The sequence below is a fragment of the Kineococcus aridisoli genome, from assembly GCF_050871885.1.
Lineage (GTDB): Bacteria > Actinomycetota > Actinomycetes > Actinomycetales > Kineococcaceae > Kineococcus.
Genome location: NZ_JBJLSF010000002.1, coordinates 81,394 through 105,530, shown reverse-complemented (window position 1 = coordinate 105,530; position 24,137 = coordinate 81,394). Strand labels below are relative to the sequence as shown.

Here is a 24,137-nt window from a genome sequence, read left to right as displayed (position 1 = left end):
GCGAGGATGACGCGGCGGCCGGCTCCGTCGGCGAGGCTGGCGCACGCCCGGTCACGAGAGCACCGCCCAGGAGGAACCGTGGAACCCAGCGCCGGCGCGCTGCCGCCCATCGCCACCGCAGGCGGCGTCCTGCTGCTGGCCCTGGCCGGGCGGGTTCCCCTCGCTGCCCGCCGCCGGTGCGCGAGCACCGCCGCGGTCCTGGTGCTGCTGTGCGGCGCGGCCACCGGTCTGCTGCAGGGCTGGCGCTGGCAGTTCCTGCCCCTACTCGCCGCCGCCGTCCTCGCCGCGGCGGCCACCCGCGGGCGCCTGCCCCGTGCGGTCCCCCTCCACCCCGCTCCCCCGCCGCGCTCGCGGGGCCGGGCGACCGCCTCGGCGGCGGCGGGCGCGGCGAGCGCCGTCCTCGCCCTCACCGGCGCGGCGGCCGCGTGGGCGTTCCCCGTCCTGGCCCTGCCCGTTCCGTCGGGTCCCGCCGCGGTGGGGACCACGGTGCTGGAGTGGGTGGACGAGGGGCGCGAGGAGGAGGCCACCCCCGCACCGGGCGACCACCGGGCCGTCGTGGTGCAGCTCTGGTACCCGGCCGCGGACTCGCAGGACCGGGGCGCCCCCTACCTCGGGCGCGACGAGCGGGAGGCGGGGATCGTGGCAGCGGGGGCGGCCGCCCTCTACGGCCTGCCCGCCTTCGTCCTGGACGACGCGGCGCGGGGCCGCAGCGGGGCGGTCGCCGGGGCTGCGGCACGGGCGGGTGCCGAGCGGTGGCCGGTGGTGATGTTCTCACCGGGTCTGGGCGGTCTGCGGACGCAGAACACGGCGTGGGCGCAGGAACTGGCCAGTTCCGGCTACGTCGTGGCCGCGCTCGACCACCCCCACGACTCCGCAGCCGTGGTGCGCGACGACGGCTCCGTGGTGCGCAGCAGCATCGCGGCGAGCGGGGACGAGGCGGAGGACGATCGCCGCGCGGAGGGCTGGGCGCAGGTGCGGGCGGCGGACCTGCGGTTCGCGCTGACCGCCCTGGAGGAGCTGGACCGCGGGCGGCGCGGCGGTGCGCCCATGCTCGAGGGGCGCCTCGACGTGCGGCGGGCAGCGGTCACGGGGCACTCCCTGGGCGGTGCCGCGGCCCTGCTCGCCGCTGCGGCCGACGAGCGGTTCGCGGCCGCCGTGGACATCGACGGGTTTCCGCGGGGCGGCGCGGACGACCCGCACCCGCAACCGGTCCTCGCCCTGGTGGCGGGCAGGGGGACGGGAGACGCCGACGCGGACCGCGCCTACGCCGCCGCGCTGGAGGAGGTGCTGCACGGGGCGGCGCCCGGCTACCGGCTCACCGTCCCGGGCGCGGCCCACCTGACCTTCACCGACGCACCCTGGTACCTGCCGCCGGTCCCGTCCCTGACGGGCGACCTCGGGCGGGAGCAGGCCCACCGGGTCACCGCGGAGACCTCCCGCTCGTTCCTGGACGCGGTGCTGCGGGGAGGAGGCGCCGGCGACCCCGGCGAGGAACTCGCGGCGCTCGGGGAGTTCGAGGAGTTCGGGAGGTGGACCGCCGACGGGTGGACGCGCAGTTCCGGGCGGTGAACCGCCCGTTGTGCCGCAGGACGTCACGTCCTTCCCCGCGGGCAGGTGGTTCCTCACGCGCGAGGGTTTCCTCGAACACAGGTGGTTCCTCGAACGCAGGTGGTTCCTCGAACGCAGGTGGTCACCCGCGGACGGGGCCGTCGGGCTCCTCGGTGCACCGCGCCCGGCACAGGACACGGTGTGGACGCACGGGGCGCAGCGCTGAGGGCTGAGGTAGGTCGTGGAGCGGATGGACGCGCACCGGGCACCTCTGGCAGCGTGTGCAGCCGGTGGCACGACCGGTGCGGGACCGGTGGTCGGCGCAGGACCTGGAGACGGGAGGGCGGCGGTGCGCAGGAGCTTCGCCACGCGCAGGGCGGTGACCGTCGCGACGGCCTCCTTCGCCACGCTGACGCTCCTGCCGTGGGTGGTGGAGGCCGGGCGCACCCCGCGCGCGGGTCTGGTGGCCGGTGCGGTGCCGCTGGCGCTGCTGTTCGGCGCCCTGGCCGGCTACGCCGCCTCCCCCGCCGTCCCCACCCTGGTCGTCGTCCCGGACCACGACTGCGAGGGTCCCCGGGCGCGGCAGGGCGTCGCGGCCGCGAGGCCGGCCGGGGGTTCCGCGCCACCGGTGGCGCTCCCCGCGCCGCAGCACCCGCCCGGCGCGGCGCGTTCCTCCGGCGGCGGCCGGCTCCCGGACGGGCCGGGGCGGGCGACGCACCTGCACCTGGTCCCCGCCTCCCCCGCGGCGGACCCGGGGACCGGTGCCGCCGACGGGTCGTCCACCGCGGGGTGACGACGGTGCGGGAGGGGTTCAGCCGATGAGCACGCGGGCCAGCTCGCCCCACTGACGCAGCGGGAACTCCTGCCCGGAGGCCGTGAGCACCTGCACGGCGACCTCGTCGGCACCGGCGTCGACGTGCCGCGCGACACCGGCGGCGACCGTCGCGGCGTCGCCCCACGGGATCAGCTCGTCGATGAGCCGCTCGCTGCCGCCGTCGGCGAAGTCCTCGTCGCCGTAGCCGAAGCGGCGCAGGTTGTCGGTGTAGTTCGGCAGGGCCAGGTACCCGGTGGCGTAGCGGCGGGCGACCTCGCGGGCCCTGGCGGGGTCCTCCTCCAGCACGACCGCCACCTCCGGCGCCAGCAGCACGCCCTCCCCGAGGACCTCGCGCGCGTACGTGGTGTGCGCGGCGGTGCTGAAGTACGGGTGCGCGCCCAGGGAGCGGTCGCGGGCCAGGCGCAGCATCCGCGGGCCCAGCGCGGCCAGGACCCGCCGCTCGCGCGGCACGCCCCCGGCGGCGTCCAGGGCGTCCAGGTGCTCCACGACCTTCGAGTACGGCTTCGAGTAGTCCTGTCCGGAACCCTCCACGACGACGGCGTGGCTGTTGCCCAGGCCCAGCAGGAACCGTCCCGGGTGGCGCCGGTCCAGCGCGGCGAAGCCCTCGGCGCACTCGTCCGGCGTGGCGGCGTAGACGCTGACGATGCCGCTGGCCACGCCGATCTCCTCGGTCGCGTCCAGCAGTTCGCCGAACACCGGGTGCAGGCCCGGGTCGAAGCCCCCGGACAGCCAGATGCGCGAGTACCCCAGGTCCTCCAGCTCCCGGGCGGCCTCGCGGGCCTCCCCGCGGCGGGCCGGGTCGGCCCACGGGCCACCGCCCCAGACGCCGATGCGGGCCCGCGCGGCGGGCGTGGTGCTGTCGGGGAGCAGGGGGTGGTCCGTCACGCCGTCACCCTAGGCGGGCCACCGGCCGGTCAGCGCGCCGGGACGGACCGCGCGGCGGCGCTCAGGTCCTGCACCCGCACCTGCAGGGTGTCCAGGCGCACCGTCGTGATCGACGCCGGCGGCAGCGCCTGCCACCCGGTGGTGTCGATGCCGGCGGAGGTGAACACCACCGCCCCGTCCGGCCGGCGCAGCCAGCTCATCCGGTAGTACGCCGCCGCGTGGTCCAGGGGCAGCTGCGCCGGGACGAGCCCCGTGGCGCACAGCTCCTCCAGCGGCACCGGTGCCGACTCGCTGGAGTGCACCACGACCACCTCGTCGACGCTCAGCAGCACCGCGTTCAGGCTCGCCGCGGGGAACGCCTCGCGCAGCCGCAGGACCGCCGCCGCCGTCGCACCCGCCAGGTCCGCACCGGCGTCGGCGTACCGGCGCACCAGGGCGAAGATCCGCTCGCTGTCGGTGGTGCCGCGCACGTGCGCCAGGTGCTCCGGGCCCACCAGCTGCTCCAGCAGCGGCACCGACGGCACTGCGCCGTTGTGCGCGAAGGCGATCCCGCCGTGCAGGAACGGGTGGCTGTTCTCGTGGTCGACCGCCATGCCCGGCGTCGCCAGCCGCAGGTGCACCAGCCGGGCCGTGCTCGGCTGCTGCGACAGCGCGCTCGCACCGCGCCGGGAGCGCTGCACGGGCAGGGCGTCGCGCACCCTGCGCACCCGGGGACCCCCGGCGACACCGCCACCGCCGTGGTCGCCGCCGTGGTCGCCGTCGTCGGCGCCGCCGTCCAGCCAGGCCGTGCCCCAGCCGTCGGCGTGCAGGCACGACAGGGTCCGGAACGCCGCCAGCTGCTCGGGGCCGATGAGCTCGGCGAACGTGGTCGGGCGCGGGGCGGCGTAGGCCAGCAGCCGGCACACGGGTCACCTCCGGGGACGGGACGGGCTGGCCAGAGCATCGGCGCGCCGGGGGCGGGGCTGAACCCCCGGCGGCCGCCGGCGCGGGGCGGGACGGGCGGCCGGCTCGTGATCGCGACACGAGCGGGTGCCACCCTCCCCGGCGCGGAGCTCCGCTCCCGGCATGATGACGCCGGTCATCGAGGCACCTGGGAGCACCCTTCATGCGCAGCGTCACCGCCGGCCACCCGCCGATCACCCGTGAGCAGGCCGACGTGCTCACCGCCCTGGTCCTGGCCGAGGACCCGCTCGGCACCGAGGAGGTCGCCGACCGCACGGGGCTGCCCCAGCAGGTCGTCCGCGCCGCGCTGCTGCGCCTGACCCGCCGCGGATCGGCGCGCAGGGTGCCCCGGGCACCCGGCGGCGCGCAGCGCTACGAGGCCACCGGGGTCCCGCCGCGGGCGTGAGCGGGCGGCGGTCGCGCCGGGCGACACGCGCCCGGGCGACACGCCCCGGGGCGACACGCCCCGGGGCGACCGGCCCCGCCGCCGGCGCCACCGCCTACGCTGGCGCCACCGCGCCGACGAGGAGACCGCCAGCATGACCCGCACCCCCCTCGTGGGGCCGCCCACCGGTGGCGCAGGGCGCCCGGTGAGGCCCGTCCGATGAGGCCCGTCCCGTGGAAGGTCCGCCCGGTCCCGACGGTCTGGCTCGACTTCACCACCGGTGTCGGGGTCACCGACTCCGGTGCCCGCGTCACCCCGAAGCTCACCGGGCGGCGCAAGCGCCCCACCCTGGTGGACCTGCTGGACACCGCCCACAACCTGTCCGCCGAGCGGATCATGCTGACCGGGAAGCTGCCGGCCGCGGAACCCGGGCAGCCGCACTGGCTGATCGCCGAGACCCCCTCGTGGACCTCCCCGGGGCACTGGCTGTCCACCCCGCCCACCGGCCGCTTCACCCACGAGGTCACCGGCCGCACCCTCGAGGTGCGCACCGCAGCGGAGTGGTTCCCCGTCGCCGCCGACCCGGCCGCCGGCTTCGGTCCCGACCAGGCGCGCCAGGCGTGGGTGCTGACCACCGAGGCGGTCAAGGGGGTGGAGGACATGGAGCTGCTGAAGTCCCCGGCCGCCACCGGCGCGCAGCTGTGGGCGCGCTCGCTGCCGCGCACGCTGGACCCGGAGCCGCTGCCCGGGGACGTCGCCGAGCTGCTGCACCGCACCTCCGGCCAGCACCGCATCGAGCACCTGACCACCGGCCCCGCCGCCTGCCCCTGCGGCGCCTGCCGGCCCCTGGTCGACCTGGAGCGCTCCGCGCGCGGTGGCTTCGCCTACGTCGACGGCCGCTTCATGTACGCCTCGCTGTGCCGCGAGCTCGGCAGCGGACCGGTGACCCGGCTGACCGCTCGGCAGGGGCAGGAGCTGCTGGAGTCCGACCCCTACGCGCGCGCCCGCTACCGGGTGCGCTTCCGCGTGCCCGACTGGTGGGACCACGTGGGGGTGCTGCCCGTCGCCCACGACGACGTCAGCGCCGGCTGGCACTACCCCAACGTCCCCGGCGCCCGCGCCGAGACGTGGGCGGACGGGGTGGAGGTCAAGCTCGCCCACGACGCCGGCTGGGACGTGGAGGTCCAGGAGGGCCTGCTGTTCACCAAGGGGCGGCTGCTGGACACCTGGGCCGACCGCCTCAAGCGCGCCCGCGAGCGCCTCGCCGCCGGCGGGGGTGAGGGTGCGGGTGCGGGCGCGCAGCCGGACCCGCTGGTGCGCTCGGCGGCGGTGGCCGCGGTGCGCGGCATCCTCATCCAGGGCATCGGCGCCTTCGCCTCCCGCGGGCGGGACACCACCCGGGTGGTGTGGTCGGCCCGCGAGGTGCCGGCCGAGGCGGCCGCCACGGTGGTGCGGCACGGGGAGGCGTTCGTGTACCGGGTCCCCGGCCGGGGCACCGGCGGGCAGGCCGCGGCGCTGTACCGCCCCGAGCTGGCCGCGCAGGTGTGGGCGCGCGGGCGGGCCCGGGTGCTGGAGTGCCCCGCGGCGCTGCCGCACCGCCCCGGCGCACCGCGCCCGGTGGTCGGCGCGCTGCAGGTGGACCCGGCCGGGCTGCTGGCGATCAACGGCGACGCGATCTACACCACGAGCGTGCCTCCCTGGTCGCTGCCCACCTCCCACGGCGGCGGCGACGACGGCGCCGTCGGCCGGATGCGCCTGCAGGGCTGGCTGCCCTCGGTGCAGCTGCCCGCCACCGCCGCGGAGCGCAACCGCCTGCGCCAGCGCGCCGAGCAGGCGGGCACCGCGCAGGCGCTGGCCGCCGCCGGAGAAGCGGCGCAGCGCCCCGGCGGGCAGGAGCAGGCGCGTGCCTGAGCAGCCCCCCGGCACCGCCGACGCGCGCAGCGCCGCGGACCTCGTCGCCGAGCTGCGCGCCTACGGCATGAGCGTGGCCGAGCTCGCCCACGAGCTGCAGCGCTCCCCGCGCATGGTGCGCAAGGTCGTCCGCGGGGAGACCAGCGGGCAGCTGTACCTGGCGACGCTGCGCGAGCTCGTCGACAGCGGGCGGGCCCGCAGCCGCCCGCCGCGACGGCGCGGCCGCGACGGCGCGCCGGTGCGGGTGCGCGCCCGCCGCGGCGCGGCCGAGCCGACGCGGGTCCCGGACGTCGCCGGTGAGCAGCCGGACGGTGCGGCGGGGTCCGCGGGATCCGCGGGGTCCGCGGGATCCGCGGGGTCCGCGGGGTCCGGCCGTCCCGCCGGTCGCCAGAGGTTCAGCGACAGCACCACCTACCTGCCCGGCGGTGTCCGCCAGCACACCGTCACCGGACCCCGCACCGAGGGCACCGGGCGCGAGCAGGCGCGCCGGCGGCTGATGGAGGTGCTGCGCGCCGCGGCGCGGGGGCAGCGCCACGGCCGCCGCAACGTCCGGTTCCGCGTGACGCTGCGCGACGGGACGTCGGTGCAGGTCGGCGCGAAGGGCGGTTACGCGGTCTCGGCCGCGCTGGCGCGCTCGCGGGGCGAGGGCGACGACCCCCTCGGCTGGCTGCGCGAGGAGATCGCCGGGCGCGCCTACCTGCAGCAGCAGCAGCTGGACATCGTCGGCGTCGAGGTGACCGTCTTCTGACCCGGTGCCGGGGCGGTGCGGGTGCATGCCCGGGCGCGTGCGCGGGTAGGGGGTGCGGGTGAGCACGACACAGGCCCCCCGGATCCCCCAGCTGCTGCGCGCGGCCGCCGTCGGCGCGGCCGCCGGCACCGCCGGTGCGGGGGTGATGGCCATCGGCGAGAAGGTGGAGCAGGCGCTGACGCACCGGCCGTCCTCCTACGTGCCGGGACGCACGCTGCTGACGCTGCTCGGCGCCCACCCCGGCGACGACCGGCGGCCGGCCGGGTGGAACCACGCCATGCACTACGCGACGGGCGCCGCGCTGGGCGCGCTGCGGGGGGTGTGGTCGGTCACCGGGCTGCGGGGCCCGCGCGCCAGCGCCGCCCACGCGGTCGTGCGGCTGTGCACGGACCAGACCCTGGAGAACGGCACCGGCGCCGGCGCGCCGCCGCACACCTGGCCGCGGCGCGAGCTGGTGGTCGACGTGGGGCACAAGGTCGTGTACTCGCTGGTGACCGGAGCGATCGCCGACCGCCTCGTCGGCGCGCGCCTGCTGTCGCTGCGCGGCCGCAGCAGCCACTGACGCGGCGCGCCGGGGCGCGACCCGGCGCGGAGCACCCCCGCGGGCACGCGATGATGGTCCCTCGCGTGCCCGGTCCCGGGCCGGACCGGAGGGTGACCTGTGAGCGGAGCACGGCCCCCTCGGCCGCAGGAGGTGGAGGTCGTCGTCGTCGGCGGTGAGCGCGACCGGGTCCACGGCGGCGGGGTGTCCGTCGCCGACGAGGCGGCGCGGCTGCGCTGGGAGCTGTCGATCACGGCGGCCGGCATCGGCAGCTTCGACTGGGACCTGCTCACCGGTGAGCTCACCTGGGACGAGCGGCTCATCGAGCTCTTCGGCTACGAGCCCGACGGCTTCGGCGGCAGCATCGAGGACTTCAACGCCCGGCTGCACCCCGACGACCTGCCGCGGGTGACGCAGGCGCTGTCGGACTGCATCGCCGCGTGCGGGCTGTTCGAGGCCGAGTACCGCGTGGTGCGCCCCGACGGCAGCACCCGCTGGGTGCAGGCGCGCGGCAAGGCCCTCGCCGACGCCTCCGGGACCGCGGTGCGGGTGCTGGGAGCGGCCTACGACACCACCAGCGAGAAGGACGCCGACGCCCGGGTGGCGCGCGTCATGGAGACGATGGCGGCCGGGTTCTTCGCCCTGGACCGCCAGTGGCGGTTCACCTACGTCAACGCCGAAGCGGAGAAGCTGCTGCAGCGCCGACGCGAGGAACTGCTGGGCGGGGTGGTCTGGGAGCTGTTCCCCGACGCGGTGGGTGCGACGTTCGAGCGCGAGTACCGGCGCGCGGCGGACACCGGCGAGCAGGTCACGTTCGAGGCGTACTACCCGCCGCCGCTGGACCGCTGGTACGAGGCACGGGCCTGGCCGAACCCCGACGGGCTGTCGGTGTACTTCCTGGACGTCACCGACCGCCGGATCGCGCAGTCGCAGATCGAGGCGGCGCGGCGGCAGGCCGAGGAGGCCGCGGAACGCCTGCGGCTGCTCGTGCGCGTCGGCGAGGACCTGTCCGCCACGCTCGACGGGCGCGAGGCCGTCGGGCGCCTGGCGCAGCACCTGGTCCCGCTGCTGGCCGACTGGTGCCTGATCACGCTCGTCGACGAGCACGGGGAGCTCAGCGACCTGGGTTCCTGGCACGTCGACGAGCAGCTGCGCGAGGTCGTCGTCGACTACCGCAAGGCCCGGCTGCGGGCGCTGTCGCCGGACTCGTACCTGTACCGGGCCTGGCGCACCAACCGGCCGGTCACCATCGACTCGGGAGCCACCGAGGCCCTCGTGAACCACCTCACCGACGAGCGGGCCCGGCAGCTGATCCACCGGCTGGCACCGGAGTCCCTGGCGGCACTGCCGATGCGCGCGCGGGGGCGGACCGTGGGGCTCATCACGCTGTTCCGGGGGGCCGGGGGCGGCGCCTACTCGGCCGAGGACGTGCTGACCGCGACGGAACTGGCCGACCGCGCCGGGCTGGCCGTCGACAACGCGCGCCTGTTCGCCCAGCAGAGCCGCATCGCGGAGGGGTTGCAGCGCAGCCTGCTGACCGCCCCGGTCGAGCCGAACCACCTTCAGGTGGCGGTGCGGTACCAGCCGGCCGCTGCCGCGGCGCAGGTCGGCGGCGACTGGTACGACGCGTTCCTGACCCCCGACGGGGCCACCGTGCTGGTGATCGGCGACGTCATGGGCCACGACGTGGACGCCGCCGCGGCGATGGGCCAGGTGCGTTCGCTGCTGCGCGGGATTGCGTACGCGACGGGGGCGCCGCCGGCGACGGTGCTGCGCAGCCTGGACGCGGCCATGCAGGGGCTGGCGATGAACACCATCGCCACGGCCGTCGTCGCCCGCCTGGAGCAGGTGGCCGACGAGCGGGAGCGCGACGTGACCCGGTTGCGCTGGTCGAACGCGGGCCACCCGCCGCCGCTGCTGCTGGCCGCCGACGGCACCGTCACCTCGCTGGCCGCGCACCCGCCGCAGCTGCTGCTGGGCGTGGACCCGACCTCCCCGCGCACCGACGCGGCCATCACCGTCGACCGGGGTTCGACGGTGATGCTCTACACCGACGGGCTGGTGGAACGACGCGGGCACAGCGTCGCCTCGGGCATCCTGCGCCTGCACGAGGCGGTGGCGCAGCTGGCCCACCTGCCGCTGGAGGAGCTGTGCGACGGCGTGCTGGAGCGGCTGGTCCCCTCCGGCCACGACGACGACGTGGCGCTGGTGGCGGTGCGCCTGCACCCGCTGGACCGGCCGCGGCCGCCGGAGGCCGGCCCGAACCGCGTGCCGCCGACGCCTCCCACCCCGCTGAACCCGCGCACCTCCTGACCCGGAGGCGCACGGCACAGCGCCCCGCCCGCCGGGGGACCGGCGGGCGGGGCGCGAGGGCGTGCGGTGGCGCCAGGTGGTGCCAGGTGGTGTCAGGCGGTGGTGGCCGGCACCGCGTTGCGCGCCACGACCGTGGCGTACCACAGGGCGCTGTCCTTGACGGTGCGCTGCTGGGTGGCGTAGTCGACGTGGACGATGCCGAAGCGCTTGGAGAACCCGTAGCCCCACTCGAAGTTGTCCAGGAAGGACCACAGGTAGTACCCGGTGACCGGTGCGCCGGCCTCGACGGCGTCCAGGACGGCCGCGAGGTGGTCGCGCAGGTAGCGGGTGCGCTCCACGTCGTGCACCTGCCCGGCGACGACGACGTCGTCGTAGGCGGCGCCGTTCTCGGTGACCACCAGCTCCAGGCCGGGGTTCTCGCGGTGCACCCGCAGCAGCAGCTCCGTCATGCCGCGCGGGTCCACGCTCCAGCCCATCGCGGTCCGGTGCCCGGGCAGCTCGGGGAACTCGATGAGGTGGTGCGAGCCGACCCACGGGCTGTGCGCGCTGGCGCCGTGCCCGTCGGCCTCGGCGCGCGGGCCCGAGCCGTCCCAGGCGCGCACGACGGTGGGGCTGTAGTAGTTGACGCCCAGCACGTCCAGCGGCTGGTGGATCAGCTGCAGGTCCCCCTCGCGCACGAACGACCAGTCGCTGACGGCGGCCGTGTCGGCGAGCACGTCGGCGGGGTAGCTGCCGCGCAGCACCGGGTCGAGGAAGACGCGGTTCTGCAGGCCGTCGACGCGGCGCACCGCGTCGTGGTCGGCGTCGCTGCTGCCCTCGGTGCGCACCCACGCCAGGTTCAGCGTCAGGGCGACGCGGGCGGCGGGGGCGGCGCGTCGCACGGCCGCGGCGCCCAGGCCGTGGGCGAGGTTGAGGTGGTGCACGGCCGCCAGCGCGGCGGCGGGTTCGGTGCGGCCCGGGGCGTGCACGCCGGAGGCGTAGCCCAGGTACGCCGAGCACCAGGGCTCGTTGAGGGTGATGAAGGTGCGGACCCGGTCCCCCAGCGCGCCGGCGACGACCTCGGCGTACTCGGCGAAGCGTTCCGCGGTGGCCCGCGAGGTCCAGCCGCCCTCGTCCTCCAGCGCCTGCGGCAGGTCCCAGTGGTAGAGGGTGACGGCGGGCTCGATGCCCGCGGCCAGCAGCTCGTCGACGAGGACGGAGTAGAACCGCAGGCCGTCCTCGTTGACCGGGCCGAGCGCGTCGGCGGTGACCTGGGGGGTGATGCGCGGCCAGGCCACGGAGAAGCGGTAGGAGGCCAGTCCCAGCCGCTTCATGATCGCGATGTCCTCGCGGAAGCGGTGGTAGTGGTCGTCGGCGACGTCGCCGGTGTCCCCGCCGCTCACCTTGCCGGGGGTGTGGCTGTAGGTGTCCCAGATGGAGGGGGTGCGCCCGTCCTCGGCGGCGGCGCCCTCGACCTGGTAGGCGGCGGTGGCGGTGCCCCAGACGAAACCGGGCGGGAAGGCCCGCTCGGTGCTCGCGCCGGCGGCGGTGGGACGTTCCTCGGTGGTGGTCACGGGAGCCTTCCTGAGCGGTGGTCGGTGAGAGGGGTGGGCCGTCAGCCCTTGACGGCGCCGGCCATGATGCCGCTGACGATCTGCTTGCCCAGCAGGACGAACACCACGATGACCGGCAGGGTGCCGACGAGCGTGCCAGCCATGATGATCGAGGTGTCGGGCACGTAGCCGCTGCCGAGGTTGTTGAGGGCGACCTGCACGGTGGGCATCGAGGAGTTCAGCGCGATGACGGGCCAGAAGAAGTCGTTCCAGGCCGTCATGAACGTGAGCATCCCGAGCACGGCCATGCCGGGGCGGGCGATCGGCAGCACGATGCTGACGACGGTGCGGGTGGAGGAGGCGCCGTCGACCTTGGCGGCCTCCAGCAGCTCGTCGGGCAGCGTCTGCACCAGGTACTGGCGCATGAAGAACACCCCGAACGCGGTCACCAGCGAGGGCAGGATCACCGACTCCAGCCGGCCCGCCAGGTTCCAGTCCGACATGATCTTGTACAGCGGCACGACGCCCAGGGTCGGCGGGATCATCAGGGTGCCGATCGTCACCGCGAAGAGGAAGTTCTTGGCGCGGAAGCGCAGCTTGGCGAACGCGAACCCGGCCAGGGTGCAGAAGAGCAGCGTGCCGATGGTCGTGACGCCGGAGACGACGAGCGAGTTGACGATGGCCAGGCCGATGGCCTGCTGCTCCAGCGCCGTGCTGATGTTCTGCCACAGGTACGGGCCGGGCAGGAACGGCGGCGGCGACTGAGTCATCTCCGACATCGGCCGGCTCGCCGCGACGATCATGTAGTAGAAGGGCACGAGGAAGACGAACGCGGTGACGGCCAGCAGCACGTAGGTGAGCCAGCCGGCGGCGTCGGGGGCGCGGTAGCGCTTCCTGCGGCCCTCGCGCGGCGGGACGGGGGCGGCCAGGGCCGCGTCGCGGACGGTGGTCGTGGTCATCGCCGGGCTCCTCGGCTGTCGCGGTCGCGCCACCGGGCCAGCGCGGTGTTGAGCAGGACCAGCACGATGATGAGCAGGAATGTCACCCAGGCGATCGTGGCGGCCCGGCCGAGGGCGCCGTACGCCCAGCCCTGCTGGTACATGAACAGGCCGAGCGTCTGGTACTGGTTCAGCGCTCCGCCGTCGACGCCGCCGAAGAGCAGCGGCTCGCCGAAGAGCTGGGTGGCGCCGATGGTGGAGACGACGACGGTGAACAGGATCGTGGGGCGCAGGCCGGGCAGGGTGACGTGCACGAACTGCTGCCAGCGGTTGGCGCCGTCCAGGGCCGCGGCCTCGTAGAGGTCGTGCGGGATGGACTGCATGCCGGCCAGGTAGATGAGGGCGTTGTAGCCGGTCCAGCGCCAGATGACGATGATCGAGATGGCGATCTGGGCGCTGAGGTCGCCGTTGCGCCAGTCCAGCGCGTCCAGGCCGACCAGCGACAGCAGCCAGTTCGCCAGTCCGGCGTCGCGGCCGAAGATCTGCGCGAACACCAGCGTGGAGGCGGCCACCGAGGTGGCGTAGGGCATCATCATCGAGACGCGGAAGAAGTTGCGCGCCCGCATCCGGTAGTTCAGCAGGTGCGCCAGGCCCAGGGCCAGCAGCAGCTGCGGGACGGTGGAGAGCACGCCCAGCGAGAAGGTGTTCCACAGCGCGTTGTAGAACTTCTCGTTGGTGAAGAGCCAGACGTAGTTGGCCCAGCCGTTGTACTCCGGCTCGGCGCCCAGCTCGTAGGAGTGGAAGCTGATCCACATGGTGTAGACCAGCGGGAAGAGCCCGAAGGCGAAGAACAGCAGGAAGAACGGGGCGATGTAGGCGTACGGCGCGGCCTGCGACTCGAAGCGGAACAACCGCGAGCGTAGCGACAGCTCCGGTGCGGTGGTCTTCGCGCCGCGCCCGGGCGGGGCCGGTGGGGCGGTCGTGCTCTGAGCGCTCACGGGATCTCCTCGCGGGTCGTGGTCGGATCGGCTGGGGCGGGGCGGCCGCCGCGGACGGCGGCCGCCCCTGCTGGGGTGCGAGCCTCAGCTGATCTGGTTGGCGAGGTCCTTCGAGGCGCTGTCCCAGGCGTCGGCCGGGGCCACGCCGTTGGTCTCCACCGACAGCAGCGCCTGCACGAGGGAGGACTTCACGACGGCGTCCTCTTCGCCCAGGACCTGGGTCGGGGCCTTCTCGGCGGCCTGGGAGAAGATCTCGCCGATGGGCGCGCCCTGGAAGTACTCGTCGGTGGCGCCGGAGACGAGGTCGAAGGCCTTGGTGTTGGACGGGAAGTTCCCGGCGGTCTCGAAGACCTTCGCCTGCTGCTCGGGGTCGGTCAGCCAGGTGATGAGCTCGGCCGCGGCCTCCTTGTTCTTGCTGGAGGCGGGGATGCCCAGGTAGGCGCCGCCCCAGTTGCCGCCGGCGCCGCCGGGCAGCGAGGTGACGTTCCACTTGCCGGAGCCGGCGTCGCCGGCCTTGCCCTTGATGTAGCCGACCATCCAGGCGGGGCAGGCGATCGTGGCGAAGGTGCCGGCGCCGAAGCCGGTGTCCCAGGCGGGGTCCTCGAACTGCTCGAGCTTGGCGGTCAGGCCCTCCTGGGCGGCGGCGGCGGAGGTGTCGAAGGCCTTCTTGACCGCCGGGTTGCTGTCCCAGATCAGCTCACCGGAGGCGTCGTAGTAGATCTCCTCCTCCGTGGAGACGATGGCGTTGTACAACCCGCCCGCGGAGTCCGTCCACGCGGTGGTGGCCGGCGCCTTGGCCTTGAACTCGCGGCCGAGGGCCACGTAGTCGTCCCAGCTGCTCATCCGCGCCGCCAGCTGGGCGGGGTCGGTGGGCAGACCGGCCTGCTGGAGCAGGTCGCTGCGGTAGCACAGGCCCATGGGGCCGATGTCGGTGCCCAGGCCGAGGACCTTGCCGTCCTCGGTGGTGGCCGCGGCGGACTTCCACTCGGGGTAGTTGGCGACCTGGTCGGCCGCCGAGGTGGTCTTCAGGTCGGTCCACTTGGCGCCCTGGTTGGCGACGACGTCGGCGATGCGCCCGACCTCGATGCCCTGGATGTCGGCGGCGCCGTTGCCGGAGGCCAGCTTGGTCTGCAGGGCGGGCCAGTAGTTGTTCTCGCCCTGGGTGGACTCGTACTTGATGGTGACGTCGGGGTTCAGCTGCTGGTACTCGTCGAAGAGACCCGCCTCCTCGTAGCCGAAGGTGCCGAAGAGGCTGACGCTGATCTGGGTCTTGCCGTCGGCCGCGGCCGCATCGGCCGAGCCGGCGTCGCTGGTGCTGCACGAGCTGAGCAGGAGCGCTCCGCTGACCGTGGCCGCGAGGGCGGCGAACGTGGTCTTCCGGACTGTCGACATGGGGAACTCCTCGGGCCGCGCCGTGGTCGGCGGATCGACGTTGATCGGTGGGCCGTTGAGAGCGCTCTCGCGGTGGTCCCGACCGCCGTGAGAGCGCTCTCAAGGGGTTCGCACAGCGTGGACCCGGCGGGGACCCGCTGTCAATGCCCGTGTCGAAACCGTTGTCGAACGCCCGGCCGCGGAGCGCCCCGGGCACCAGCGCGCCCGGGGGCGGGCTCAGGTGGTCGCGCGCTCCACCAGCGTCGTGGCCGCGACGACCGGCCCCTCGACGCTCTCGCCGTCGACCAGCCGCAGCAGCATCCGCGCCAGCTCCCGGCCCATCTCCACCACCGGCTGGCGCACCGTCGTCAGCGGCGGTGTGGCGGCGGCCGCCAGCGGCGCGTCGTCGAAGCCGACCACCCGCACCCGCTCGGGCACCGCCAGCCCGGCGGCGGCCAGGGCCTGCAGCGCACCGGCCGCCATGAGGTCGTTGGCCGCGAAGATGCCGTCCAGGTCGGGGTGGCGGGCCAGCAGCTCCTGCGTGGCGGCCCGGCCGCCCACCACGGTGAAGTCCCCGTTGGCCGCCAGCTGCGCGCCGTAGCGGCGGTGGTGGGCGCGCAGCTCGGTGCGGAACCCCTCCAGGCGGTCCTGGCCCACCCGCATGTCCATCGGGCCGGTCACCGTCACCACGTGCCGGCAGCCCCGCTCGAGCAGGTGCCGGGTGGCGGTGCGGGCGCCGCCCACGTTGTCGGCCGACACGTACGGCACGCTGGAGCCGTCCTCGAAGGGGCGGCCGGACATCACCACCGGGATCCCGGCGTCGACCAGGTGCTGCGGCAGCGGGTCCGGCCCGTGCACCGAAACCAGGATCGCCCCGTCGACGTGCCCGCTGCGCGCGTAGCGCTCGAAGCGCTCCCGCTCGCGGGCTGTGGAGAGCACCACGAGGACGAGCTGCACCTCGCGCTCGGCCAGCTGCGCCTGCGCGCCGTTGAGCACCAGCGGGAAGTAGGAGTCGGCGAAGAAGCGCTCGACCGGCTCGACCACGACCAGGGCCATCGACCCGCTGCGGCGGGTGACCAGGGAGCGGGCGGCCTGGTTGGGCACGTAGGACAGTTCGGAGGCGGCGCGCAGCACCGCCTCCCGGGCGCTGTCGCTGACGCGGCCGTAACCGGCCAGCACGCGTCCGGCCGTCGCCCGGGAGACGCCGGCGCGGGCGGCGACGGACTCCAGGGTCGGGGCGCTCGGGCTCGTCACGGGTGCCTCCAGCCGTCGGGGCCCCGGCCGACCGGCCGGGCCACGGCCTCATCCTGGCAGAGCCGGGGCGCCGGCACGGAACCCCTGCTCCGGCGTTCCGGTGACGGGGCCACCGCCGCCCGGCGCACCGGGACCCGGCGCGCGGTCAGCGGGGACCGGGCGCCACCGGAGCGGCCAGCGCGCCGGCCAGTGCGCCGGCCAGTGCGTCGAGGGCCTCGGGGACGAGGGTGAAGTAGGCCCACACCCCCCGCTTGTCGCGGGTGAGCAGGCCCGCCTCGACGAGGACCTTCAGGTGGTGCGAGACGGTGGGCTGGCTCAGCCCGAGCGGCTCGACGAGGTCGCACACGCAGGCCTCGCCGCCCTCGTGGGCAGCCACCAGCGAGAGCAGGCGCAGCCGCGCCGGGTCGGCGACCGCCTTCAGCGTGCGGGCCAGGGCGGCCGCGTCCTCGGCGCCGAGCGGCTCCCGGGTCACCGGCGCGCAGCGCGCACCGGTGGGCTCGGCACCGGCGGCGCCGGGCCTGGCGGCGATCGGCGGGCTCGAGGTGGCCATGGCGCCAGCATGCCACCAGACATCCACCGTTGTCGATATTGACAGGGGTGGATGCCTGGTGCCAGGGTCGTTCATCGACAGACGTCGATGGAAGGACCTGCCCGATGAGCGACCTCGTCGCCGAGAACCCCCACCCGGCGGGACCCCGAGGAGCCGACACCCCGGTCCTGACCCGGTTGTCCGTCCTGGACCGCTTCCTGTCGGTGTGGATCGTCGCCGCCATGGCCCTGGGCCTGCTGCTCGGGCGGTTCGTCCCCGGCCTGGACGAAGCCCTGGGCGCGGTCGAGGTCGGCTCGGTCAGCCTGCCCATCGCCATCGGCCTGCTGCTGATGATGTACCCGGTGCTGGCCAAGGTCCGCTACTCCGAGACCGCCCGCATCGCCGCGGACCGCCGCTTGATGGTCAGCTCCCTGGTGCTGAACTGGCTGATCGGGCCGGCGCTGATGTTCGCCCTGGCCTGGCTGCTGCTGCCCGATCAGCCCGAGCACCGCACCGGTCTGGTCATCGTCGGGCTGGCGCGTTGCATCGCCATGGTGCTCATCTGGAACGACCTGTCCTGCGGGGACCGCGAGGCCGCCGCGGTGCTGGTGGCGGTCAACTCCGTCTTCCAGATCCTCGCCTTCGCCGCGCTGGGCTGGTTCTACCTGCAGGTGCTGCCCGGCTGGCTGGGCCTGGAGACCACGAGCGCGGAGTTCTCCGTCGGCGCCATCGTCGTCTCCGTGCTCGTCTTCCTGGGCATCCCGCTGGTGGCCGGGTTCCTCACCCGCACGCTCGGGGAGCGCTCCCGCGGACGGGCCTGGTACGAGGGGACCTTCCTGCCGAGGATCGGGCCGATCGCGCTCTACGGGCTGCTGTTCACCATCGTCGTGCTCTTCGCCCTGCAGGGCGACGCGATCACCTCCCAGCCCGGCGACGTGGCCCGCATCGCGCTGCCGCTGCTGGCCTACTTCGCCACCATGTTCGCCGGCTCCTTCGCGCTGGGCACGGCGATCGGCCTCAGCTACGCGAAGACCTCGACGCTGTCCTTCACCGCCACCGGCAACAACTTCGAACTGGCGATCGCGGTGGCCATCGGCACCTTCGGCGCCACCTCCGGGCAGGCCCTGGCCGGGGTCGTCGGCCCGCTCATCGAGGTGCCGGTGCTCGTGGCGCTCGTCCACGTCGCCCTGTGGGCCGGACGGCGCTTCTTCCCCGGTGACCCGACCGTCCCCGCCCGCCCCGCCCGGTGAACCCCGCTGCTCGGGCGCACCCGCTCGCCCCGTCCGCCGACTCCGTCTCCTGAGGAGGCACCTGCCGTGAACACCGCCACCGAGGACACCGCCGAGGACCCCGCCGAGGACACCGCCGAGGACACCGCCGAGCTGCCCGTCGTCGTCATCGGTGCCGGTCCGGTCGGCCTGGCCGCCGCCGCGCACCTGCTCGAGCGCGGCCTGGAACCGCTGGTGCTCGAAGCCGGCGAGCAGGTGGGCGCGGCCGTCCACGCGTGGGGGCACGTCCGGCTGTTCTCCCCCTGGCGCTACGACGTCGACGCCGCCGCAGCCCGGCTGCTGGCCCCCACCGGCTGGGAGCACCCGGAACCGACGGGCCTGCCCACCGGCGCCGACCTCGTCGAGCAGTACCTCGCGCCGCTGGCCGCCACCGAGCAGCTCGCCCCGCGCATCCGCACCGGCGCCCGCGTCGTGGCCGTCAGCCGGGCGGGGTTGGACGAGACCCGCAGCGCCGGCCACGACGCACGGCCGTTCCTGGTGCGGGTCCGGCAGACCGACGGCCACGGCCGGACCTCGGTCGTCGACCACCACGCCCGCGCCGTCGTCGACGCCTCCGGCACCTGGGAGCAGCGCAACCCCCTGGGCGCCTCCGGCCTGCCCGTCCTCGGCGAGGCCGAGGCCGCCCCCTTCCTCGCCGGCCCGCTGCCCGACGTCCTGGGTGCCGACCGGGAGCGCTTCGCCGGCCGGCGCACGCTCGTCGTGGGCGCGGGGCACTCGGCCGCGAACACGCTGCTGCACCTGGTCGCCCTGGCCGAGCAGGACCCCGCCGACGGACCGGTCACCCGCACCGCGTGGGCGGTCCGCGGGGCGTCGGTGGCGCGCGCCTTCGGCGGCGGGGACCTGGACGGCCTGCCCGCCCGCGGCGCGCTGGGCACCCGGCTGCGCCGGGCAGTGGAGTCCGGGCGCATCGAGCTGCGCACCGAGGTCACCGTCAGCGCCCTGGAACCCGCCGCCGACGGCAGCGGGATCACCGTGGTGGCCACGACCCCCACCGGTGAGCAGCGCCTGGTCGTCGACGTCGTCGTCGCCGCCACCGGTTTCCGCCCCGAGCTGGCGGTGCTGCGCGAGCTGCGCCTGGACCTCGACCCCGCTCTCGAGGCCCCCTCCCGGCTGGCGCCGCTGATCGACCCGGAGCTGCACTCCTGCGGCACCGTGCCCCCGCACGGCGCCGACGTGCTCGCGCACCCCGAGAGCGGTTTTTTCATCGCGGGGACGAAGAGCTACGGCCGGGCCCCGACGTTCCTGCTGGCCACCGGCTACGAGCAGGTGCGCTCCATCGCCGCGCACCTGGCCGGCGACGAGCGGGCGGCCGCGGACGTGCGGCTGGACCTGCCCGGGACCGGGGTGTGCTCCACCTCGACGCCGACGGCACGCCCGACGACCCGCCCGACGAGCAGTTCGACCACCAGAGCAGTGAACGAGGAGACCCCCGTGAGTGACAAGCCCAGCGTGATCTTCGTCTGCGTGCACAACGCCGGCCGGTCGCAGATGGCCGCCGGTTTCACGACCGCCCTCTCGGGCGGTGCCGTGGAGGTCCGGTCCGCCGGTTCGGTGCCCGCCGACCGGGTCAACCCCGTCGCCGTGGAGGCGATGCGCGAGGTCGGCATCGACATCGCCGGCGAGCAGCCGAAGGTGCTGACGCCGGAGGCGGTGCAGGCCTCCGACGCCGTCATCACCATGGGCTGCGGCGACGCGTGCCCGTTCTACCCGGGCAAGCGCTACGAGGACTGGGAGCTGACCGACCCCGCGGGTCAGGGCATCGAGGTCGTCCGAGCGGTGCGCGACGAGATCCGCACCCGCGTGCAGGCCCTGCTGGCGGACCTGCTGCCCGGCGGCGCCGGCACGGCCTCCCCGGCGCCGCCGCAGGGACCGCACCGGGGGTGAGCCGCGACCGGAGGCGGTGCCGGTGCGGCCACCGGCACCGCCTCCGGCGCGAGCACCGCGTCAGTCGGCCGAACCCGGTTCGGCGAGCTTGCCCTGGGCCTTGGCGAGCGGGGCGTTGGGCACCAGGTTGGCCGTGGCGCCCTGCAGCTTGGTGCCCAGCGAGCCCGTGACGACGTGGTCGCGGCCCTTGCGCAGGGCCTTGAACGCCTGCTCGGCCACCGTCGCCGGGTCGTCCTTCATCCGGGTGTTCGCCATCTTCGTGTCCTCCATGCCGGCCCGCTCGAAGAACTCGGTGTCGGTGGGGCCGGGCAGGAACGCCGTCACGGTGACGCCCCGCTGGTCCAGCTCCTGGCGCAGCGACTGCGCCAGCGACTGCACGAACGCCTTCGTCGCCCCGTAGACCGCCTGGTACGGCGCGGGGACGCGGGCGGCCAGCGAGGAGGTGAACAGCAGCTCACCGGAACCGCGCTGGGCCATGGGGCGTGCCGCGAGCTTGGCCAGGTGCACGTACGAGACGACGTTGAGGTCGATCATGCGCAGCTCGTCGGCCAGGTCGGTGTCGACGAACTCGCCGCCGACGCCCACCCCGGCGTGCAGGGCGACCGCGTCCACCTGCCGGCCACCGGCGGTCGCCGTGGTCCACAGCCGCTCGACCCCCTCGGCGGTCGCCAGGTCGACCTGGACGGCCTCGACGTGCGCCCCCTCGCCCGCCAGCTCGGCCGGGACGGCGCCGATGCGCTCGTCCTCGGCCGCCACGAGGAGGTCGTAGCCGCCCGCGGCGAACCGGCGGGCCAGCTCCAGGCCGATGCCGGTGGAGGCGCCGGTGACGACGGCGAAGGGACGCGTCTGCTCGCTGCTCTGGCTCATGGCGTCCCCGTGCCCCGATCCGCGCGGATCATGCGCGGACCGTGCGCGAACCGCTCAGCAGGTGGCGACGAAGCGCTGCAGGACCCGCACGCCGAACTCCAGCGCGTCCACGGGCACGCGCTCGTCGACGCCGTGGAACATGCCCGCGAAGTCCATGCCCGCCGGCAGCCGCAGCGGCGCGAAGCCGTAGCCGCGGATGCCCAGGTGGGAGAAGGACTTGTTGTCGGTGCCGCCGGACAGGCAGTACGGCAGCACCTTCGCACCGGGGTCCTCGGCCTGCAGCGCGGCGCGCATGCGGTCCACCAGCGGCGCGGCGTAGTCGGTCTCCAGCGCGACGCTGTGGTTGACGACCTCCACGTCGACCCGCTCCCCCGCCAGCTCGCGGATCGTGGTCATCAGCTCGTCCTGGCGGCCGGGCAGGAACCGGCAGTCGACCAGGGCGCTCGCCGTCCCGGGGATGACGTTGTGCTTGTAGCCGGCCTCCAGGACCGTCGGGTTCGCCGTGTTCTGCAGGGTCGCCCCCACCCAGCGCGCCGTCGTGCCCAGCGTGGCCAGCAGCGCCGACGGGTCGTCCTCGTCGAAGCGGACCCCGGTGATCTCCGAGACGCCCTGGAGGAACTCGCGCACCGTCGCGGTGTACTCCAGCGGCCACACGTGCTCACCGATGCGCGTGACCGCCGCGCACAGGCGCGTCACCGCGTTGTCGGTGCCGACCTGCGAGCCGTGACCGGCGCGCCCGTGCGCCACCAGCCGCAGCCACGCCAGCCCCTTCTCCGCCGTCTGCAGCAGGTAGGCGCGCTGGCCGTCGAGGTCGACGGAGAACCCGCCGACCTCGCTGACGGCCTCGGTGACGCCCTCGAAGAGCTCGGGGCGGTGGTGCACCAGCCACTCGGCGCCCTGCACCCCGGCCGCCTCCTCGTCGGCCAGGAAGGCCACGACGAGGTCGCGCGGGGGCCTGGCACCGGTGCGGGCCATGTCGCGCACGACCGCCAGCACCATCGCGTCCATGTCCTTCATGTCCACCGCGCCGCGGCCCCACAGGCAGCCGTCGGCGATCTCGCCCGAGAACGGGTCGACCTTCCAGTCCGCCGCCCGCGCCGGCACCACGTCCAGGTGCCCGTGCAGCAGCAGCGCGCCGCGCTCGGCGGTGCCGCGCTCGTCGCCGGGGATGCGCACGACGACGTTGCCGCGCCCGGGGAAGCCCTCGACGTACTCCGGCTGCAGGCCGACCTCGTGCAGCAGCTGCGCCACGTGCTCGGCCGCGACCCGCTCGCCCGGCCCCGAGCCGTCGCCGTAGTTGGAGGTGTCCATGCGCAGCAGGTCCCGGCACAGGTCCACGACCTCCGCCTGCGCCGCGCCGCCCGCGCCGCCGACCGCCTCGCCGCCCGCGCCGCCGACCACCTCGCCGCCCGCGCCGCCGCCCGTCCCGCCCGTCCCGCCCGTGGTGTTCGCGCTCACCTGCGTCACCGTACGGGGTGCCCGGGGCGGTAGCGTCCGGGTGCCATGGAGAGCCTTCGCGCGGATCCGGGGACGGACCCGGAGGCCGACTGGTCGCTGGAGGCCCCCCGCGGGCTCACCGACGCCGTGCACGACGCCCTGCTCGAGCTGCTGATGGACCGCACCCTCCTGCCGGGGTCGGCGCTGCGCACCCAGGCGCTCGCCGACCGCCTGGGGGTCTCGGCGACCCCGGTGCGCGAGGCGCTGGCCCGGCTGGAGGGGTCGGGGCTGGTGGTGCGCTCGGCGCGCCGGGGCTACCGGGCGGCGCCGCTGCTGAGCGACGAGGAGCTGGCCCAGCTGGTCGACGTGCGCCTGCTGGTGGAGCCGGGCAACGCCGAGCGCGCCTGCGCACGCACCGACGACGCCTTCGTCGGGCGGCTGTGGGCGGCGGTGGAGGCCCAGCGGACGGCGCCCACCGGCCCCGGGTACACCGGCTTCAAGCACTACCTGGAGGCCGACTGGTCCTTCCACGAGCTGGTCGCCGAGGGCACCGGCAACCCGTTCATCGTACGGACCCTGGACTCCTTCCGCGGCTTCGTGCAGCGTCTGCACCAGGTCGAGGAGCGGGTCAGCGACGCCGACGAGAGCGTGGCCGAGCACGAGGCCATCGTGCGGGCCTTCGAGCGGCGCGACCCCGCGTCGGCCGCGGCGGCCATGCGCCGGCACCTGGAGGGGGTGCTGGCCCGCGCGGTCCAGCCGCACGGCCCGGGCGCGCAGGCGGACGGCCCGGGCGCGCAGGCGGGCGGGACGGCGGACGGGTGACCGGCCGGCGGAGGTACTCGCCAAGCGCCGTGATTTTCTATAGAATCCCACTGACGGACGACTTCTGGAGTGAGACGTGAGCGACGACGCGCAGTCCCCCAGCCCGAGCACGCCCACCACGAGCGTGTTCGACGGCTACCCCGACGTGCTGACGCGGGAGAACTGGCCGATCACCGTGCCGATGATGCCGCACCCCCACGTGCTGGCCGACGGCACGACGGTGCAGGACCAGCCGGCCGAGGGGTGGGCCGCCACGCTGGAGGTCATGGTCGACGCCGGCTACACGAGCATCGACCCCACCGACACCTGGATCCGGATCGCGGACCTGTCGCCGGAGCGGCTGCAGGAGTTCGCCCGCACCGTGCGCGCCGCGGGCCTGACCATCCCGGCGTTCTCGACCTCGCGCCGCAGCGTCATGGACCACGAGAAGGCCGAGGAGAACCTGGCCTACTCCCACCGCGCCATCGACGCGTGCGCCGCCATCGGCATCCCGCTGGTGAACTTCGGCTTCATGCGCGGGTTCACCCCCGCCCAGGCGAAGGCGCTGTGGTTCTGGCTGGAGCCGGGCTACTCGGACGACTTCTCCGACGAGGCCCGCGCGCTCGCCGTCTCCCGCATCCAGGAGCTGGCCCGGCACGCCCAGGAGGTGGGGGTGCAGATCGCGCTGGAGATGTACGAGGACACCTACCTCGGCACCGCCGACTCGGCGGTGCGGTTCATCCACGAGGTGGGCTACGACAACGTCGGCCTGAACCCGGACTTCGGCAACATCCTGCGCCTGCACCGCCCGGTGGAGCCGTGGGAGGAGATCGCGGCGAAGATGCTGCCGCACACCAACTACTGGCACCTGAAGAACTACTACCGCGACGAGGAGCCCTCCACGGGCTCGGTGCGCACGCACCCGGCGCCGCTGGAGTTCGGCACCATCAACTACCGCAAGGCCATCGGCATCGCCCTGGAGTCCGGCTTCCGCGGCGCCTTCTGCGTCGAGCACTACGGCGGCGACAGCATCAGCGTGGGCGCCACCAACCGCGAGTACATCCGGCGCGTGCTGCCCAAGCAGACCCCGTACACCCCGTTCCGCACCCTCTGAGCGATCGAAGGAGAC

General features: G+C 75.1%; 21 protein-coding genes. 11 read left to right on the top strand and 10 right to left on the bottom strand.

Annotated features, from left to right (window positions below):
• Window positions 1–78: 78 nt before the first annotated feature.
• On the top strand, window positions 79–1,569 hold the full coding sequence (locus tag ACRYM2_RS01230) for an alpha/beta hydrolase family protein (RefSeq protein ID WP_432519272.1): 1,491 nt from the start codon (window positions 79–81) through the stop codon (window positions 1,567–1,569).
• A gap of 358 nt (window positions 1,570–1,927) precedes the next feature.
• The gene (locus ACRYM2_RS01225; RefSeq protein ID WP_432519271.1) at window positions 1,928–2,341 is read left to right on the top strand and encodes a hypothetical protein; all 414 of its coding nucleotides are present in this window, start codon (window positions 1,928–1,930) and stop codon (window positions 2,339–2,341) included.
• An 18-nt stretch (window positions 2,342–2,359) separates the two neighbouring features.
• Here ACRYM2_RS01225 and ACRYM2_RS01220 read toward each other — a convergent pair whose 3' ends face one another.
• Window positions 2,360–3,268 carry a TIGR03620 family F420-dependent LLM class oxidoreductase gene (locus tag ACRYM2_RS01220; RefSeq protein ID WP_432519270.1) on the bottom strand — a complete coding sequence of 303 codons (909 nt, stop codon included), beginning with the start codon at window positions 3,266–3,268 and terminating at the stop codon, window positions 2,360–2,362.
• Between the two features lie 29 nt (window positions 3,269–3,297).
• Window positions 3,298–4,173 carry a class II glutamine amidotransferase gene (locus ACRYM2_RS01215; RefSeq protein WP_432519269.1) on the bottom strand — a complete coding sequence of 292 codons (876 nt, stop codon included), beginning with the start codon at window positions 4,171–4,173 and terminating at the stop codon, window positions 3,298–3,300.
• A gap of 200 nt (window positions 4,174–4,373) precedes the next feature.
• On the opposite strand from ACRYM2_RS01215, the gene ACRYM2_RS01210 reads away from it, so the two are divergent.
• The 5 genes from ACRYM2_RS01210 to ACRYM2_RS01190 all read left to right on the top strand — a co-directional run bounded on the left by ACRYM2_RS01210 (window position 4,374) and on the right by ACRYM2_RS01190 (window position 10,108).
• Window positions 4,374–4,616, top strand: a complete 243-nt coding sequence (locus ACRYM2_RS01210) for a helix-turn-helix domain-containing protein (protein WP_432519268.1) — start codon at window positions 4,374–4,376, stop codon at window positions 4,614–4,616.
• 198 nt (window positions 4,617–4,814) lie between these two features.
• Window positions 4,815–6,506 carry a hypothetical protein gene (locus tag ACRYM2_RS01205; protein ID WP_432519266.1) on the top strand — a complete coding sequence of 564 codons (1,692 nt, stop codon included), beginning with the start codon at window positions 4,815–4,817 and terminating at the stop codon, window positions 6,504–6,506.
• Window positions 6,499–7,254, top strand: a complete 756-nt coding sequence (locus ACRYM2_RS01200; RefSeq protein ID WP_432519265.1) for a hypothetical protein — start codon at window positions 6,499–6,501, stop codon at window positions 7,252–7,254. The genes ACRYM2_RS01205 and ACRYM2_RS01200 overlap by 8 nt, the downstream gene beginning before the upstream one ends.
• Window positions 7,255–7,312: 58 nt before the next feature.
• Window positions 7,313–7,816 (top strand): hypothetical protein, encoded by a 504-nt coding sequence (locus tag ACRYM2_RS01195; protein ID WP_432519263.1) that lies wholly within the window; start codon window positions 7,313–7,315, stop codon window positions 7,814–7,816.
• A 99-nt stretch (window positions 7,817–7,915) separates the two neighbouring features.
• Window positions 7,916–10,108: a SpoIIE family protein phosphatase gene (locus ACRYM2_RS01190; protein WP_432519261.1), complete on the top strand. Its 2,193-nt coding sequence runs from the start codon at window positions 7,916–7,918 to the stop codon at window positions 10,106–10,108.
• Window positions 10,109–10,200: 92 nt separating this feature from the next.
• Here ACRYM2_RS01190 and ACRYM2_RS01185 read toward each other — a convergent pair whose 3' ends face one another.
• The 6 genes from ACRYM2_RS01185 to ACRYM2_RS01160 all read right to left on the bottom strand — a co-directional run bounded on the left by ACRYM2_RS01185 (window position 10,201) and on the right by ACRYM2_RS01160 (window position 16,751).
• Window positions 10,201–11,661 (bottom strand): GH1 family beta-glucosidase, encoded by a 1,461-nt coding sequence (locus ACRYM2_RS01185; RefSeq protein ID WP_432519260.1) that lies wholly within the window; start codon window positions 11,659–11,661, stop codon window positions 10,201–10,203.
• A 41-nt stretch (window positions 11,662–11,702) separates the two neighbouring features.
• A complete protein-coding gene (locus tag ACRYM2_RS01180) occupies window positions 11,703–12,599 on the bottom strand; it encodes a carbohydrate ABC transporter permease (RefSeq protein WP_432519259.1) in 897 nt (298 codons plus the stop codon).
• Window positions 12,596–13,576: a carbohydrate ABC transporter permease gene (locus tag ACRYM2_RS01175; protein ID WP_432519258.1), complete on the bottom strand. Its 981-nt coding sequence runs from the start codon at window positions 13,574–13,576 to the stop codon at window positions 12,596–12,598. The genes ACRYM2_RS01180 and ACRYM2_RS01175 overlap by 4 nt, the downstream gene beginning before the upstream one ends.
• A gap of 84 nt (window positions 13,577–13,660) precedes the next feature.
• Window positions 13,661–14,968 (bottom strand): ABC transporter substrate-binding protein, encoded by a 1,308-nt coding sequence (locus ACRYM2_RS01170; RefSeq protein WP_432519257.1) that lies wholly within the window; start codon window positions 14,966–14,968, stop codon window positions 13,661–13,663.
• 216 nt (window positions 14,969–15,184) lie between these two features.
• Window positions 15,185–16,201 carry a LacI family DNA-binding transcriptional regulator gene (locus ACRYM2_RS01165; RefSeq protein WP_432519255.1) on the bottom strand — a complete coding sequence of 339 codons (1,017 nt, stop codon included), beginning with the start codon at window positions 16,199–16,201 and terminating at the stop codon, window positions 15,185–15,187.
• A gap of 145 nt (window positions 16,202–16,346) precedes the next feature.
• Complete coding sequence (locus ACRYM2_RS01160) at window positions 16,347–16,751, bottom strand: ArsR/SmtB family transcription factor (protein ID WP_432519253.1); 405 nt, start codon at window positions 16,749–16,751, stop codon at window positions 16,347–16,349.
• Between the two features lie 104 nt (window positions 16,752–16,855).
• Between ACRYM2_RS01160 and arsB the strand changes: the two genes are divergently transcribed.
• Both arsB and ACRYM2_RS01150 read left to right on the top strand, forming a co-directional pair.
• On the top strand, window positions 16,856–17,980 hold the full coding sequence (gene arsB, locus ACRYM2_RS01155; protein WP_432519251.1) for an ACR3 family arsenite efflux transporter: 1,125 nt from the start codon (window positions 16,856–16,858) through the stop codon (window positions 17,978–17,980).
• Between the two features lie 132 nt (window positions 17,981–18,112).
• Window positions 18,113–19,903, top strand: a complete 1,791-nt coding sequence (locus ACRYM2_RS01150; protein WP_432519326.1) for an FAD-dependent oxidoreductase — start codon at window positions 18,113–18,115, stop codon at window positions 19,901–19,903.
• Window positions 19,904–19,963: 60 nt separating this feature from the next.
• Here the strand turns inward: ACRYM2_RS01150 and ACRYM2_RS01145 are convergent, their stop codons facing one another.
• Window positions 19,964–20,770 carry an SDR family NAD(P)-dependent oxidoreductase gene (locus ACRYM2_RS01145; RefSeq protein ID WP_432519250.1) on the bottom strand — a complete coding sequence of 269 codons (807 nt, stop codon included), beginning with the start codon at window positions 20,768–20,770 and terminating at the stop codon, window positions 19,964–19,966.
• 54 nt (window positions 20,771–20,824) lie between these two features.
• Window positions 20,825–22,171 (bottom strand): M20/M25/M40 family metallo-hydrolase, encoded by a 1,347-nt coding sequence (locus ACRYM2_RS01140; protein ID WP_432519325.1) that lies wholly within the window; start codon window positions 22,169–22,171, stop codon window positions 20,825–20,827.
• A gap of 102 nt (window positions 22,172–22,273) precedes the next feature.
• Here ACRYM2_RS01140 and ACRYM2_RS01135 point away from each other — a divergent pair, with 102 nt between their 5' ends.
• The gene (locus ACRYM2_RS01135; RefSeq protein ID WP_432519249.1) at window positions 22,274–23,029 is read left to right on the top strand and encodes a GntR family transcriptional regulator; all 756 of its coding nucleotides are present in this window, start codon (window positions 22,274–22,276) and stop codon (window positions 23,027–23,029) included.
• Between the two features lie 181 nt (window positions 23,030–23,210).
• Window positions 23,211–24,122 (top strand): sugar phosphate isomerase/epimerase family protein, encoded by a 912-nt coding sequence (locus ACRYM2_RS01130; RefSeq protein ID WP_432519324.1) that lies wholly within the window; start codon window positions 23,211–23,213, stop codon window positions 24,120–24,122.
• Window positions 24,123–24,137 lie beyond the last annotated feature (15 nt).